A 14,515-nucleotide genomic window follows, 5' to 3' on the forward strand; every position below is an offset into this window, starting at 1 on the left:
TTATCCGTTTGCGACCAGATCCTTCAGGACGGCTGCGGTGCCGTGTGTTTTCAGGTCTTCGCGTGTCTGGATGAAGCGCGTGAGGAACTCGGCGGAGTCTTCAAGGCCCCATCCGGCGAATACGGTCATGTCCAGCGCTCTGGCCGGGTTCGGATCCAGCGCAAGTGCGCGGTCTTCGGCGCTCAGGCGGGGTTCGGTGACGGCGAAACTGGCCTGCACGTCGTCGCGGCCCACCAGATAGGCACAGTAGCAGGCGAGAACGAAGGCGATCCGGCGCGGGTCCTGCGCGTTTCTCAGAACGTCTTCCGCCGTGGCGCGCAGGAAGACCGGCAGCTTGGATGTGCTGTCCGACGTGATGCGAAGAAGCTGGTCGCTGACGGCATGGTTGCGGAACCGCTCCAGAAGCAGGGCGGCATAGTCCGACAGGCTGATGCCCGGAGGGGCCGTCAGTTGTGGTGAGACGTCGTGGCGCAGGAACTGCTCCAGCAGGGCCGCGAGATGTTCGTCGCCCATCGCTTCATCGACCAGCCGGTATCCCATCAGCACGCCGGGCAGGGCCAGCATGGAATGGGATGCGTTCAGCATCCGCAGCTTGACCTGTTCGTAAGGCTCGACATCGTCCGTGAACAGGACGCCGACCTGCTCCCAGGCTGGGCGTCCGGCGGGGAAATTGTCTTCCACGACCCACTGGATGAAGTCTTCGCAGAAAACCGGAACGCGGTCTTCAATGCCGCTCTGGGCGTTCAGCCGCGCCACGTCGGCAGGATGAACAGCCGGGGTGATGCGATCGACCATGCAGGACGGGAAGGCCACTTCAGCTTCGATCCATTCCGCCAGTTCCGCGTCCCGCAGACGGGCGAAGGACAGCACGGCATTGCGGGCGACATCGCCATTCGCGGGCACGTTGTCGCAGGACAGGATGGTGAAGGGCGCGATCCCGGCGTCACGGCGCTGGCGCAGGGCTTCGGTCATCATACCGAAGGCCGTCTGCGGGACCGGGCGGTGCAGGTCTTCGGCGATGGTGGGGTGCTCGGTCATGAACCGGCCCGCCTCGTCCATGTAGTAGCCGCCTTCGGTGATGGTCAGGCTGACGATGCGGATGGCGGGGTCCGTCAGGCGCTTCAGAGCGGCTTCGCGGTCGGCGGGGGCATGGATGTATTCGACCAGCGACTTGACGACGCGGACCGTATCGGGACGGTTCGGCGGGCAGGCGCGCAGGGTGTAGAGGCCGTCCTGTGCGTGCAGGGCCTCGGCCTTTGCCACTTCGCCGGGAAGGTCCATCAGGCCCATGCCCACGATGCCCCAGTCGGACTGCCCCGGAAGGGCCAGCGCGCGGTCCGTATAGACGGCCTGATGGGCGCGGTGGAAGTTGCCGACACTGAGATGGACAATGCCGGCCGTCACCGAACCCCGGTCATAGGGCGATGTCAGGATGGAGTCCGGGAGGGTGGGCAGGGTCTGGGAAGTCAGGATCATGGAAAGATCTTTCAGACGAAAGGACCGGCTTCTTTTAGAAGTCTCCAACGTCGAGGAAACTGTTTTTGTATTTTGTGAATAATTTCTAATAATTCTCCCGGATTGGCGAGTATTAGGGAAAACGAAAATTTTCCATTAAAGCCGACCTCTGTTCCGGTTTTTTCCGATTTGCCTTATGATTGACGGACCTATCGACTGTTTTTGCAGGACTGTTTTTGCATGAGTGCTCCCATCCATCGTCTGAGTGTGGACGAGCTTGTCCCGATGGTCCGGTCCGTTCTTCAGACCGAGACAGACATGATCGCCAACATGGCCAATATCTCGGCTCTGTTGTTTGAGGGTCTGCCGCAGATCAACTGGGCCGGGTTCTATCTGTGGAAAGAGGCTGACGGACAGCTTGTGCTGGGGCCGTTTCAGGGGCGTTTGGCCTGCACGCGGATTCCACTGGGCCGTGGTGTGTGCGGCACGGTCGCCCAGAACCGCGAGACGCTGGTGGTGCCGGACGTGCATGCGTTCCCGGGGCATATCGCCTGTGACGCGGCGTCAGAATCGGAAATCGTGCTGCCGATCGTCGTTAAAGGGGCGCTCGTGGGCGTTCTGGATATCGACAGCCCGGTGAGAGACCGGTTTTCCGACGCAGATCGCGTACGTCTGGAAGAGGTGGTCAGTCTGTTCGTGGCAACGCTGGAAAACTGAGCGGGGACCAGCCCCGCTCTTTTCGACGTCAGGCCGGAACGCTGACAGAGAGATGCTGCATCAGTGCCGGAACGTCCTCGACGACCGTGAACAGTTTGCGGGCCGACGGGTCTGCAAAACCCTGATCGATGGCATCATTGAGTGTATTGACCAGAGACGTCGCCCAGCCGCCGATATTGACGATGTAGATCGCTTCCTGATGCAGACCGAGCTGCTTCCAGGTCATGATTTCCATGAGTTCGTCGAACGTGCCGAGGCCGCCGGGAATAATGGCGTAGGCGTCAGACAGCTCGAACATGCGGGCCTTGCGGGTGTGCATGTCCGGTGTGACCTCAAGCTGTGTCACACCCTTGTGCATGACTTCACGGGCATGGAGGAATTCGGGAATGACGCCAATGACCTTGCCGCCCGCCTGAAGGGCCGCATCCGCCACCGTGCCCATCAGTCCGACATGCCCGCCGCCATAGACCAGTGTAATTCCGTGTCGCGCCAGGGCTATTCCGATTTCTTTTGCACCTTCGGCATAAACGGGAGAGTTGCCGAAGCGGGAGCCACAGAAGACGGCGCAGGAACGAATGGTCATGTCAGGTCCGTGTCAGTTGAAGCGAAGATCCGTCACGCGGTCCTGCGGCCCAGGGAACGGCTGATCAGAACACCACCCAGACAGCAGATGGCGGTGGTGGCGAACATCGTCCTGTAACCTGCGAACTCGATGACCTGTCCAAGAAACAGCCCCGAGCACGCGATGGCAAGGTCAATGAAAATGGAATAGGCGCCCAGAGCTGCCCCGCGGTTCTCCGGACCCGCACTGTTGACGGCCAGAACGCCGAGTGCGGGGAAGAGCAGCGAGAAGCCGGCCCCTGTCAGTGCGGCCCCCACGAGGGCTGCGGATGGCGTCTGGAATATGCAGAGCGTGGCGAGGCCGAGTGCTTCCACCAACAGCGAGACGATCGCCACGAATACGCCCCCACGCTTCGCGATCTGTGAGGCGAAGAAAAACCGGATGACGACGAAAGTGAAGCCGAAGACCGCCAGCGCCGTAGCCGCTCCTTCCCAGTGCAGGACCGAATAATATAGTGCCAGGAACGACGAGATCGCTCCGAATCCAATGGAACCTGCCGCAAGTGCCGACCCGTGCGGAAGAACGAGTCTGAGCGCACGGGAAAAAGGAATGGGCTGACTGGTCGAGGGAATGGGTTTGACGGCAGGGTAGAAGCCGATCAGCGCCAGACCGAATAGCGGCAGGGCCACCGAGAGTATGCCCACCGAAACCAGCCCGCCATAGGGTGCGGCCAGCATGGACAGCTTGGCCCCGATTGGCGCACCTAGCGCAATCCCGCCATAGGAGCAGATGCCGTTCCAGGAAATGGCGATGGCGGTATTTTCCGCCCCAGCCCGCCGGATGTTCCAGACGATCACCCCGGTTGCGGCCCAGCTTTCCGCCCACCCCAGCAACAGGCGGCTGGACAGCAGAACGCCCAGCGACAGTAGCGGTGTGGCCGCCAATAGCCCCGATCCGATCACCAACAGGCCGGAGAGCAGACAGGTGACGAGCCCGCCGATGACCACGGGTTTGGGGCCGATCCGATCGACCAGTCGCCCGGCGGACGGGCGGGCCGCAAAAGTCGCGAAATACTGGAGCGAGAATGTGATACCCGCGACGGTCGTGCTGTAGCCCAGGCCCTGATGGACAAAAATTGTCAGGACGGCGTTGGGCAGGCCGATCACGATATAGACGAGAAGATTGAACAGGACGACTGCAAGAACGCGTTTTGTCGGTGAGGCCGCCGGCGTATCTTGCGCGGTCATGAAATCTGCTCTCCTGAGGCCAGTCTGTAAAAAAGCTCGCTCATGCCATAGGCCAGATGGAGGAAGCCGTCACGAGGGGGAGTCTGTCTTTCCTTCATAATCCCGGGCGATACTGTTTGAAGCGAACATCGAGACAGCCTACCGAAGCCGGGATGCCATGGAATTGTGAAGCGTCGAGGAGGAGCGTTCCTGTTGGTTGTAGGAAAGGGTTTTCTCGAAGCCTGGTGACAGGGAGATCCTGGATGCGCATCCAGCCATCATCAGGAAATGTGTCAGCAGGGCGCTGCTCGATAGCGTGGGGCATGTGCGTTGGTCCATGCGATGAAAAGACGGCCCGATCAGGACAGGCTGAGTATCAACGCATCAAATAGTGGAAAGAATGCCAGAATTTGTGTCGATATGTCATGACGTCGTTCTAAAAGAGCAGCTCCATCTGATCGTCGGGCAGGGTGTCGGGTGGCTGAAAGCCAGATAGCGTAAGGCCTAGCAGGCGCACGCCAGGGATGAATGGAAATAGCGGCGCCATCAGACTCTGGCCCGTGATCAGCAGATCTGTTTCGGACGGAACTGGCGTGGACAGTGTTCGGGCGCGGGTGATCTGATGGAAATCCGCGTATTTGACCTTCAGGGTTACGGTTCGTGCCTGAAGACGGCGACGTTCCGCACCTGTCCACAGCTTTGCTGCGATTTGCGCAAGAGCATTATATGCATCGCTTTCGGAAGTCAGATCCCGAAGATAGGTCTGTTCGGTACCAAGTGACTTGCGTTCCCGGTTTACGACGACGGGTCGGTGATCGATCCCGCGCGAGATCCCATGATAAAACGCCGCGGCCTTGCCGAAATGCCGGGTCAGCGTCTCGACGTCTCGTTCCCGCAGATCGGCGCCCGTCTCAATGCCTAGAGCACGCATTTTCCGTGCTGTGGCGGGGCCAATACCGTGAAATGCATCGACGGGCAGGGCAGATACGAAGTCCGGCCCCATTGCCGGTGTGATAACGAACAGCCCGTCAGGCTTGCGGTAATCCGAGGCCAGCTTAGCCAGAAAACGGTTGTAGGACACACCGGCCGAGGCGGTCAGCCCGGTCTCAGCGTGGATATCCGCGCGGATGCGGTCCGCGACCAGCGTGGCGGAACCATAGGCGCCAAGATGGTCGGTCAGATCCAGATAGGCTTCGTCCAGCGACAGTGGTTGGATCAGGGGCGTGTAGCGCGAAAAGATGTCATGGATTTGGGCCGAGACGCTGCGATAGACGTCAAACCGCGCAGGCACGAACACAAGCTCCGGACACAGGCGTTTGGCCGTGACCGACGGCATGGCCGAGCGGACGCCGAAACGTCGAGCCTCGTAGCTTGCGGCGGCTACAACGCCCCGTGCCTCGCCCCGGCCTACCGCGAGGGGGCGGCCGCGCAGGGAGGGGTCGTCCCGCTGTTCGACAGACGCGTAAAATGCGTCCATGTCGATATGCACGATCCGGCGTTGCTCCATGATGCGAGTGTTGCCGATTCGAAAGAACGAAACAAGATCAGGAGCCGTCCATGAGCACCGATAAGACCATCGAAGACGCCCGTAGGGACGCCGGTTTCCAGACAATTTCCACCCGAATGGCCTATAGCAACCCCTGGACCGCCCTGCGCGAGAACATCATCGTCCATCCCAACGGAAAGCAGGGACTTTATGGCATTGTCGAGCGTGGCGAGTTCGTTGTGATTCTGCCGCTGCATGCCGACGGCAAGGTCACGCTGATCCAGCAGTTCCGCTATCCTGTGGGCGAGCGGCTGTGGGAGCTTCCGATGGGTATGTGGGAGACGAAAGAGAATGTCGATCCGGTCGAACTCGCGCTGGGTGAATTGCGGGAGGAAACCGGACTGCGCGCCGGCGAGATGATTCATGTCGGAAGCATGTATCAGGGGGCGGGCTATTCGAACCAGAAGGGGCATGTCTTTCTGGCCCGCAATCTGACCCGCGGTGAAACGGATCGTGAAGCTACCGAAGAAGACATCACCTGCCACGACATGACGCTCGAAGCGTTCGAGACTATGATCCGAGACGGCGAACTGAAATGCATGGTCTCACTGGCCGCTTTTGCGCTGATCCGGGCAAAAGGACTGATCTGAGGGGTTTTCCTCTGCCCCCACGGAATCGGAATTGTGTCTGGGGCGCTAGTTATGCTCCAGCACATCATGAAGTTCCTGATGGTCGAAACCGCATCGCTGTTTCCCGATACCAGCCAGATCATCGCGCGCGGCCATCCGACCGATAATGAACTCCTGGCCTTTTATCGCTTAGAGGTCTGGTTCGAAATGGAAGTGGAGGGCCCGAAAAACCCGCGAACTTGGCGGCCTCTGTGTGATTCCATCACTCCTGCTATTATTGGGGGATGTAAAATAAACCGGTCCGGTTTTTTTTGATGTTGAGGAGCGGCTTACGCGCTTGAGCGGGCTTGGTGTCTAGGCTCAGGACCCATTGATTTGATTGCGGAAATCTGATTCATGCTTTGCGAGAAGACTGAAGATGAGCGACCTGTTTTGACTGATGGACGAACAGATGGAGCGTCTGCGGCCGTTCTTTCCCAGGAGCCACGGCAAACCTCGCGTCGATGACCGCCGTGTATTGAGCGGCATCATTTCTGTGAACCGCAATGCTCTGCGCTGGGGCGCCATGGAGATCTTCGCCCGGATGATGGACGGTTCGGCTGTCGGAAAGGCAGAACCTCAGACCATTATGATTGATGCGACTTAATCTCAAGACACACTGTACGGCTTTGAGCCTGCGGCTAAAAATGGAATTCGCGCCGCCTGATCGGTCGTACCAAAGGCAGTATGAATATCAAGATCCATGTCTCACCGATCAGAAAGGACGACCGCTGGATCTCTTCATGACAGCAGGACAGGTCACCGATTACAGTAATGTGGTAAAGCGGAAATCATCCATAGGTCTGCGTCTCCCTCAATCATGTCTGGCGTTCCATATCTCACAGGAGCGTATGTAAAAAATGCGAGGGATAATTCCCTCGCATTTTTCGAATAGACCTGAAAATGCGGAATGCTCAGGTTTTTTGCTTACTCTGCGGCAGGACCGGCCAGCAGCGCGGCGAGCGAACGACCGAAACCGGTTGGGTCGGGCAGGGGCTCGCCTTCCTGCACGCGGGCCAGATCCAACAAGACAGTCGCATAGTCCTTGACGCTCTCGCCCTTTTCGACGCGCTCGGACAGAGCCTTGATGAGCGGATGCTTCGGGTTGATTTCGAGGATCGGCGGCATGGCGGGCATGGCCTGACCCGAACGGCGCATCAGACGCTGCATCGTTAGATCCGGACCGCCATCGGACGTGATGACAACGGCACTGCCCGTCAGACGGACGGTGCTGCGGACGTCCTTGACCTGATCGCCGAGCGCATCCTTGAGGGTCGGGACCAGCTTTTCAACGTTCGCGGCTTCGGCCGTGTCTGCTTCCACAGACTCGAACTTCTCCAGATCACCGTGGGAGTGGGTGACGGAGCGCAGGGGCTTTTCCTGATAGGAAGACAGACGCTCCGGCCAGAAGCCGTCCACCGGATCGGAGAGCAGCAGGACTTCGAGGCCGCGGGCACGGAAGCCTTCAAGCTGGGCCGAGGACTTGAGCGCGTCGAGACTGTCGCCGGTCAGGTAATAGATGGCGTCCTGACCATCCTTCATGCGGGAGATGTAATCATCCAGCGTGATCAGGTCGTCACTATAGGTCGAGTGGAAGCGGGCGAAACCGGCGATTTCCGTACGGTGTTCGGCATCTTCCCAGAGCCCTTCCTTGATGACGGGGCCGAAGTTTTCCCAGAATGTGTTGAAACCGTTGTCGGCTTCCTTTGCACGCTTGCTGATCTCGCTCAGGACGCGTTTGGTCACGGTCTTGCGGATACGGGCCAGGACCGGAGTGGCCTGAAGCATTTCACGCGAGACGTTGAGCGGCAGATCTTCGGTATCGACCACCCCCTGCACGAAGCGCATCCAGTTCGGGACCAGTTCGGCTTCGTCGGTGATGAACATCCGGCGGACATGAAGATGAATCCGGCTTTCGCGGGATTGCTCCATGAAATCGAACGGGCGGGCGCTGGGCAGGAACAGTAGGGCCGTGAATTCGGTTACACCTTCCGCGCGCCAGTGCAGCGTCGCATAGGGCTCATCGAAAGCACGCGAGATGTGCCGGTAGAACTCGGCATACTGCTCCGGTGTGATTTCGGCTTTCGGCTTGCTCCACAGGGCCGTGCCTTCGTTGGCAGCCTGATCTTCGGTGGTGCCGTCCTCCTTTGTTTCACGCAGGGTGATGGGCCAGGAGATGTGGTCTGCCCATTTGCGGATGGTGGAGCGCAGACGCCAGCTGTCGAGATATTCGTCAGCATCGTCTTTCATGTGCAGGACGATGTCGGTGCCCGGCGTGGAGCGGGAGGCGGGGGTGAGCGTGAAGGCGCCCTTGCCATCAGACGACCAGGTCCAGGCTTCGTCGGAACCGGCCTTGCGTGATGTGACGTCTACACGGTCTGCCACCATGAAAGCCGCGTAGAAGCCTACACCGAACTGGCCGATCAGGCTCGGACGGTCTTCCGGCTTTGCGGCATTAAGCTTTTCACCGAAGGCGCGGGTACCGGAACGGGCAATCGTGCCGAGGTTCTGGGCCAGTTCGTCATGGGTCATGCCCACGCCGTCATCGGAAATGGTCAGCTCTTTCTGGCTCTTGTCCGGGTTGATGCGAATGGACGCATTTTCTGGGAGAGCTAGCGCGCTGTCCGTCAAAGCCTCGAAACGGCGCTTGTCCGTGGCATCGGCCGCGTTGGCGACGAGTTCACGTAGAAAGATCTCACGATCCGAGTAAAGGGCATGGACTACCAGATCCAGAAGACGTCCGACTTCGGCACTGAATTCGTGCTTTTCAGCTGCCTTCTGGGTGTTCGTTTCACTCATCTCATTAAGTCTCCGTACAGGAAAGTGACTTCGATATGCGATGTCACAAACGGATTTTCAACCGGCATCAGAGGTAAGATGCGAGTGTCATGCCCTTCATGTCGGCGATGAGGGAATAGGACGCCTGAAGCTGGTTGTTGGTGTTCGTCACCTGCGTGGAAACCTGCGCCAGATCGGCATCCTTGACCTGCCCGAGCTGGGTAGTCAGGGCGGAAGACATCTGGCTCAGCATGGAGGTCTGTGTTGTCAGGCTGTTCTGCTGGACGCCGAGAAGGCCGCTCATGTCTCCCAGGCCGCTCGTTACGGTTTCCATTGAACTCTGAAGACCTGAAATCAGGCTGGAATAGTCACTTGCGCTGGCGGAAGACGAGGCGAGGGAGGCGACCACCATGAGGTTGCGTATCAGGTTGCGGATGGGCGATGTGGTGGAGGTTGCGGTTGCGCTCTGGGTGGCGACCATGCCCACGGAGACCGTTTCGGACTGACCGACGACGGCCTGCATTTTCTGCTGGTAGGCTTGATCGGGGGATGTAGACACCGCTGCGGAGAAGGGCTGGCCGGCGGCGGTATTGCTGGCCAGATCCTCGGTCGTTCTGAGCACGTCGTCCGCACTGGTGGTGGAGCCGAGCTGGTTGACGGCCTGTTCGATCTGGGTGGCGAGATCCGATGTGCCCAGATCGGTGCTTACAGGGGCGGTCGTGTTCTGCTGTCCGGCGAAGACATAGCTGTCGCCCTGTTTCGTATTCAGCAGGTTGCCGAGCGATGTCAGGGCCGACTGGGCGGCGGTAGCGGCCGTCGTGACGGTTGAATAGGTCAGCGTGCTGCCGAGCGTGGACAGCGAACTTGTCAGATCCTGGGCGATGGTAGAGATCTGTGACAGGGCGGTTTGTGTCGTGGTCAGGGTGTTCTGGGTGTTCGTGATGTTGCTCATCCAGGCGGATACCTGCGTGATGGCCGGCTGAAGGGCGAGGGCCTGTGTTCTGGATGCGCCGAGACCAGCATAGCTGCTGGAGAGCACGCCGGTCGAGGCTTCGAGCTGGAGCGAATTCTGGCTTTGCGAAAGGTTCTGGACACCCAGAAGAAGCTGGCTGGAGATTCCTCCGAAGCCGAAACTGGAGATGGTTCCGGTCATGATCAGGTTCCGATTGCGCTTAGCAGGGCGCTGAACATTGTCTGTACGGTTGATACGACTTTGGCATTGGCCGCGTAGGCGTTCTGCAAGGTGACGATATTGGCCATTTCCGTGTCCACGGAGACTGTTGATGTTCCGGAAAGGTTGGACGTCAGGCTGGTCTGCGTTGTCTGGGAGAGGGCGAGGTCGCTGCTGGCATCGCTGGCGGTGGCGGCCTGTTTTGCTGTCAGGGATGTCGCAAGGGAGATGATCCCCTGATTTCCCGTATAGCCCGTGGACAGGGTTCCGGTCAGTCCGAGGTTCGTGCTCGGCGCTGCCGTCTGGGAGGTGCCGTCGGAATCGGATGTTGTTCCGAAGCCATAGCTCAGGACCTTTTGGATGGTCTGTGTTCCGGATGTGCTGCTGTCGAGCAGTTTGGACGGATCATTGGAATAGGTGCTGGAAACGCTCATGACCTGCGAGAAGCCGACGCTTCCGGTCGGCGTAAGGTCTGTCTGCGATGTGCCCGGAACGTTGCCATTTGCGCCGGATGTGAAAAGGGACATGCCCTGATCGCTCAGGCGGGTGGCAACGGTTGATGTCAGGGAGTCCAGCTGCGCCTGCATGGTGGGGAGCGTTGTATCGCGCAGGGTGATGTTCGCGCCCAGCGTTCCACCGGTCAGATCCGCAGTGACATCCCGGCCGTTCAGCGTGATGGCAGGAATGCTGCTGTCGGCAGACGCGGCGGAATAGGTCGAGCTGACCGAAATCTGGGCCGATGACGTGCTGAGGGGCCAGGTGGACGATACGGTTGCGCCCTGGGTGCTGCTGGTATCCCGCGTCGGCAGGGTCACGCCATTTGCGGTGGAAATGGTCATGTCGCCATTTGCGGACTCGGACCAGGAGACGGAGAGTTCCGAGGAAAGCGACGATAGGGCCGTGTAGCGCTGGTTTTCCAGCGCGGCCGTATCCTGACCGGTGCTTTTGAGATTCATGATCTTGGTGGACAGGGCACCGATCGTGGTGAGATCGGTGTTGATGTCCGAAACCGAGGACACGACAGTATCCTGGGCCGTCTGGCGCTGGGTCTGATAGGCTGAGGCGAGAGTGTTAACGGACTGCGCGAAGGTGGAGGCGGCGGAGATGACGGTGCTTTGGGCCGACGCGCTGTCGGGCGTGGAGGTCAGGGACGTCAGGGCGGACTGAAGATTGCCCAGTTCGTCGGAGAGGGTTCCGCTGCTGCCGGAGGTAGCGCTGGTGGAGCCCTGGAGTGCGGTGATGTTGGACAGGGAGTTGCTCGTGGCCGTGTAGGCCGCGACATCCGCGTTCTGGGCGTAGAGCGCTTTCTGGACCTGCTCGTTCGTGGCCAGGGTTGTAGCGGCAGTGCGGACGCCAGTACCCATGCTGCCAGCCACAGTAGACTGAACGTTAGCGTTTTCCTTGATATAGCCGCTTGTCCCAGCATTGGAGACGTTGTTGGACGCAACGGCCATGGCGTTCTGGACGGCATTCAGGCCGGACGTTGCAATCGAGAGTGCGCTGTTCAGTCCCATGAGGTAGGTATCCCTTCAGTCCGACTTACTGGATCATCGCCAGCGTGGTTTGAAGAAGCTGGTCGGCTGTGGAGACGACTTTCGTGTTTGCGCCATAGGCCTGCTGCGCCACGATCAGCTTGCTAAGATCGCCGGTCAGGTCCGTGGTGGATTCTTCGATGGAGCCCGTGGTCAGGGTGCCGGCACCATTGGTGTTGACTGCGTTGATCTGCGGGCTTCCGGACTGCGACGTGGCGGTATAGGCCTGTCCGTTCTGGGCAGACAGGCTGTTCGGATCGGCGAAAGTCGTCAGCGGGATCTTGGCGACCAACTGGGAATAGCCGTTGTCGAACGTTGCCATGACAGAGCCGTCCGTCTCCATGGAAATTCCAGAGAAGGTGCCGCTGGTCACGCTGTCTGACGTCATAGAAACGGTGTTTGCCGAACCGAGAGTGATGCCGCTGAGGTTCACGGTCATATCCTGTGGGGAGCCTGTGTAGTCGAAACTGGTGCTGGAAGTGCTGCTGGTTCCCGTGCTGTTCTGGGATGTCACGGAGGAAACGGCACCGGTGGAATCAAACGTCACGGTCGCGCTGTTGCTGGAGCCCGTGGTGTCGTTGGCATCCTTAACAGTCCAGGTCGTGTCATTGACCTTCGTCCAGCTCAGATCGACCGTCGAGGCCGCCCCTGTGCTGTCATAGGTTGTCGCTGGCATATCGACAGGAGTGGTGCTGCTGCTGTCGAGCGTGCCGGTTGCGGTCAGTTTCGTGCTTTCGGTCGGCCGGAACGCGATGGTGGAAGGAACCTGAATGGCGGAGAGAGACGTGCCCAGGGTGCCAGAGGTGGCGTTGACGTTGTAGCCCTCAAGGTAATAGCCGGACGTGTTGACCAGATAGCCGTTCTTGTCCTGCGAGAAATCACCGTTACGGGTATAATACTGCTGCGTCCCCAGAGCGGGGGTGCTGTCATTGCTTTGGCCGGTGGCCTGTAAGACGTTGAAGAACCCGTTGCCGGAAATGGCGAGGGCCGTACTGTTGGTTGACGTTGTTACCATTCCCTGGTTGTCGGTGTTCTGCTGGGTGGTGGCAGCGACGCTGTCGCTCAGGGATTCACCGTCATTAGCGATTTCGTTGTCGGTGACGTAGTCCTCGAAGCTGGTGGTGCTGGCTTTGTAGCCTGTGGTCTGGCTGTTGGCGATGTTGTTTGAGAGGTCAGTGAAGGCGTGGGACTGGGCGTTCAGGCCACTGACGGCGGTGTGGACCGCGTTGATGATCGAGGACATGGCATACTCCCGGACATGGAACAGGCTACGGGTCGTATGCCCGAGCATCATGGCCAAGGATTCCACGACGGAGATTAAGGAAGTCCTTACAAGCCTCAAAACGACGGATTCGCCGTTGCGTGTTTTGGATTCGCTGGTTGTAACGGCATGATGTGAGTGTGAAAAAACGCCATTGCCTCTGGTTCTCTGGTTGAGGACCGGGCATGATGGGGCGGCATGCCCCAGCCAGACGACGACCCGAAAAAGCCTATTATTCCTGACGATTCTCCGGTCAGACCCGCCAGATTCGTTCATGGCAGCATCATGCGTCATGTCGTGACCATGGCCGGGACGGGGGCCATCGGGCTGATGGCGGTGTTTGCCGTCGATTTGCTCAATTACGGCTATATCTCCCATCTGCATGACAAGACACTGACGGCGGCGATCGCGTTTGCGACGGCGGTCAGCTACGTGCAGGTCTCTGTTTCCATTGGCATGACGATCGGACTCGGGGCGTGCACAGGGCGGCTGATCGGAGCGCGGCAGCATGACGAGGCGCGCCGGATGGCCTCGGCGTTTCTGGTGGTCATGGTGGCGATTGCCGCTGTGCTGGGATTGCTGACGGCGACATTCGCGATGCCTTTGCTTGGCCTGCTGGGCGCGCATGGTGAGGCGCAGCAGCATGCGGCTACGTTCCTTCATATTGTCTCACCGGCATTGCCGCTGGTCTGTTTAGGAATGGCACTGTCATCGCTTCTGCGGGCGGTCGGTGATGCCAAGCGCTCGATGCGGGTGACGCTGACCGGGGCAGTGGTTTCCGCCTGTCTGGATCCGATCATGATTTTTGGGCTGCATCTGGGGCTTGAAGGCGCTGCGATCAGCACGGTTCTGGCGCGGTTGGCCATTGCAGCGAGCGGATTCCTGAATTTGCGGGGGCACGCCATGCTGGAATGGCCGGAGCGCTCGGCGTTTGGGCCGTCCACACGGTTGATTGGCGGGATTGCTGTGCCGGCGATTGCGACCAATCTGGCGACGCCGACGGGGGCGCTGTTCGTGACGCATGCGATGGCGCGGTTCGGGCTCAATGCGGTTTCGGGGCAGGCGACGATTGACCGGATCGTCCCGGTGGCCTTTTCGCTGGTGTTCGCGCTGACGGGATCAGTGGGGCCGATCATGGCGCAGAATCTGGGAGCGCGGCAGATTCATCGCGTGCAGGAGGCGCTGCTGGCGGCGCTCAAGCTGACGGCACTTTGTGTCGGCGCAACTTGGCTGGTTCTGGCGGTGGCGCATAATTTCATCATCCAGCTTTTCGAACTTCAGGGTGTAGGCGTCGACATCGTGCGGCTGTTCTGTTGCTGGCTGGTGCTGAGTTATATGTTCGTCGGCCTGCTGTTTGTAGCCAATACGGCGTTCAACAATCTTGGGCACCCGTTCTATTCTACGGGGTTCAATTGGGGCCGGGCGACGTTGGGGACCATTCCGTTCGTATGGTTCGGGTCGGCTTACGGGCCGGTCGGGATTCTGGTCGGGCAGTCTTTGGGGGTGGTGCTGTTTGGCAGTCTTGCTGTGGTAACGGCGTTCCGGGTTATCCGGAAGCTGGAGCCAAATATTATGAAAAATTGAAGAAATATTATGATATGAATGCCCGCAGAAGAAGATTTTGAAGCTAAGAATTCGTGGTTTACTGGAATATTTCTT

12 protein-coding genes and 1 pseudogene are annotated in these 14,515 nt (G+C 59.5%); 5 read left to right on the forward strand and 8 right to left on the reverse strand.

Annotation, left to right across the window (positions count from 1 at the left end):
• Positions 1-1,476, reverse strand: coding sequence for a mannitol dehydrogenase family protein (locus GSP01_RS10840; protein WP_141353458.1), 1,476 nt, complete (start codon positions 1,474-1,476; stop codon positions 1-3).
• A gap of 219 nt (positions 1,477-1,695) precedes the next feature.
• Here GSP01_RS10840 and GSP01_RS10845 point away from each other — a divergent pair, with 219 nt between their 5' ends.
• Complete coding sequence (locus GSP01_RS10845) at positions 1,696-2,172, forward strand: GAF domain-containing protein (protein ID WP_141353460.1); 477 nt, start codon at positions 1,696-1,698, stop codon at positions 2,170-2,172.
• A 28-nt stretch (positions 2,173-2,200) separates the two neighbouring features.
• Here GSP01_RS10845 and GSP01_RS10850 read toward each other — a convergent pair whose 3' ends face one another.
• From GSP01_RS10850 to dinB, 3 genes are all read right to left on the reverse strand, one after another.
• Positions 2,201-2,755, reverse strand: coding sequence for an LOG family protein (locus tag GSP01_RS10850; RefSeq protein ID WP_141353462.1), 555 nt, complete (start codon positions 2,753-2,755; stop codon positions 2,201-2,203).
• Between the two features lie 32 nt (positions 2,756-2,787).
• Positions 2,788-3,981 (reverse strand): MFS transporter, encoded by a 1,194-nt coding sequence (locus GSP01_RS10855; protein ID WP_141353464.1) that lies wholly within the window; start codon positions 3,979-3,981, stop codon positions 2,788-2,790.
• Between the two features lie 415 nt (positions 3,982-4,396).
• Positions 4,397-5,467, reverse strand: coding sequence for a DNA polymerase IV (gene dinB / locus GSP01_RS10860; RefSeq protein WP_141353466.1), 1,071 nt, complete (start codon positions 5,465-5,467; stop codon positions 4,397-4,399).
• 50 nt (positions 5,468-5,517) lie between these two features.
• Here dinB and GSP01_RS10865 point away from each other — a divergent pair, with 50 nt between their 5' ends.
• The 3 genes and pseudogenes from GSP01_RS10865 to GSP01_RS15210 form a co-directional block, all read left to right on the forward strand.
• Positions 5,518-6,096 (forward strand): NUDIX domain-containing protein, encoded by a 579-nt coding sequence (locus GSP01_RS10865; protein WP_141353468.1) that lies wholly within the window; start codon positions 5,518-5,520, stop codon positions 6,094-6,096.
• Between the two features lie 51 nt (positions 6,097-6,147).
• Positions 6,148-6,390, forward strand: coding sequence for a hypothetical protein (locus tag GSP01_RS10870; RefSeq protein ID WP_141353470.1), 243 nt, complete (start codon positions 6,148-6,150; stop codon positions 6,388-6,390).
• A gap of 124 nt (positions 6,391-6,514) precedes the next feature.
• Positions 6,515-6,884, forward strand: a pseudogene (locus GSP01_RS15210) (IS5/IS1182 family transposase); the annotation flags it as partial.
• A 157-nt stretch (positions 6,885-7,041) separates the two neighbouring features.
• Here GSP01_RS15210 and htpG read toward each other — a convergent pair.
• The 4 genes from htpG to flgE all read right to left on the reverse strand — a co-directional run bounded on the left by htpG (position 7,042) and on the right by flgE (position 12,889).
• Entirely contained in the window at positions 7,042-8,913 is a 1,872-nt protein-coding gene (gene htpG, locus GSP01_RS10880; RefSeq protein ID WP_141353472.1) for a molecular chaperone HtpG, read from the reverse strand.
• A 67-nt stretch (positions 8,914-8,980) separates the two neighbouring features.
• Positions 8,981-10,045 (reverse strand): flagellin, encoded by a 1,065-nt coding sequence (locus tag GSP01_RS10885; RefSeq protein ID WP_141353474.1) that lies wholly within the window; start codon positions 10,043-10,045, stop codon positions 8,981-8,983.
• 2 nt (positions 10,046-10,047) lie between these two features.
• Entirely contained in the window at positions 10,048-11,577 is a 1,530-nt protein-coding gene (flgK, locus tag GSP01_RS10890; protein ID WP_141353476.1) for a flagellar hook-associated protein FlgK, read from the reverse strand.
• A gap of 25 nt (positions 11,578-11,602) precedes the next feature.
• A complete protein-coding gene (gene flgE, locus GSP01_RS10895; RefSeq protein ID WP_228123903.1) occupies positions 11,603-12,889 on the reverse strand; it encodes a flagellar hook protein FlgE in 1,287 nt (428 codons plus the stop codon).
• 165 nt (positions 12,890-13,054) lie between these two features.
• Here flgE and GSP01_RS10900 point away from each other — a divergent pair, with 165 nt between their 5' ends.
• On the forward strand, positions 13,055-14,440 hold the full coding sequence (locus GSP01_RS10900) for an MATE family efflux transporter (RefSeq protein ID WP_228123902.1): 1,386 nt from the start codon (positions 13,055-13,057) through the stop codon (positions 14,438-14,440).
• Positions 14,441-14,515 lie beyond the last annotated feature (75 nt).

The sequence above is a fragment of the Gluconobacter sphaericus NBRC 12467 genome (assembly GCF_006539125.1).
Classification (GTDB): Bacteria; Pseudomonadota; Alphaproteobacteria; order Acetobacterales; family Acetobacteraceae; genus Gluconobacter; species Gluconobacter sphaericus.

Excerpts from the sequence above, each read along its gene's own strand:
- GSP01_RS10840 (WP_141353458.1), bottom strand. The coding sequence starts at position 1,476 with ATGATCCTGACTTCCCAGACCCTGCCCACCCTCCCGGACTCCATCCTG.
- GSP01_RS10845 (WP_141353460.1), top strand. The coding sequence starts at position 1,696 with ATGAGTGCTCCCATCCATCGTCTGAGTGTGGACGAGCTTGTCCCGATG.
- GSP01_RS10850 (WP_141353462.1), bottom strand. The coding sequence starts at position 2,755 with ATGACCATTCGTTCCTGCGCCGTCTTCTGTGGCTCCCGCTTCGGCAAC.
- GSP01_RS10855 (WP_141353464.1), bottom strand. The coding sequence starts at position 3,981 with ATGACCGCGCAAGATACGCCGGCGGCCTCACCGACAAAACGCGTTCTT.
- dinB (WP_141353466.1), bottom strand. The coding sequence starts at position 5,467 with ATGGAGCAACGCCGGATCGTGCATATCGACATGGACGCATTTTACGCG.
- GSP01_RS10865 (WP_141353468.1), top strand. The coding sequence starts at position 5,518 with ATGAGCACCGATAAGACCATCGAAGACGCCCGTAGGGACGCCGGTTTC.
- GSP01_RS10870 (WP_141353470.1), top strand. The coding sequence starts at position 6,148 with ATGCTCCAGCACATCATGAAGTTCCTGATGGTCGAAACCGCATCGCTG.
- htpG (WP_141353472.1), bottom strand. The coding sequence starts at position 8,913 with ATGAGTGAAACGAACACCCAGAAGGCAGCTGAAAAGCACGAATTCAGT.
- GSP01_RS10885 (WP_141353474.1), bottom strand. The coding sequence starts at position 10,045 with ATGACCGGAACCATCTCCAGTTTCGGCTTCGGAGGAATCTCCAGCCAG.
- flgK (WP_141353476.1), bottom strand. The coding sequence starts at position 11,577 with ATGGGACTGAACAGCGCACTCTCGATTGCAACGTCCGGCCTGAATGCC.
- flgE (WP_228123903.1), bottom strand. The coding sequence starts at position 12,889 with ATGATGCTCGGGCATACGACCCGTAGCCTGTTCCATGTCCGGGAGTAT.
- GSP01_RS10900 (WP_228123902.1), top strand. The coding sequence starts at position 13,055 with ATGCCCCAGCCAGACGACGACCCGAAAAAGCCTATTATTCCTGACGAT.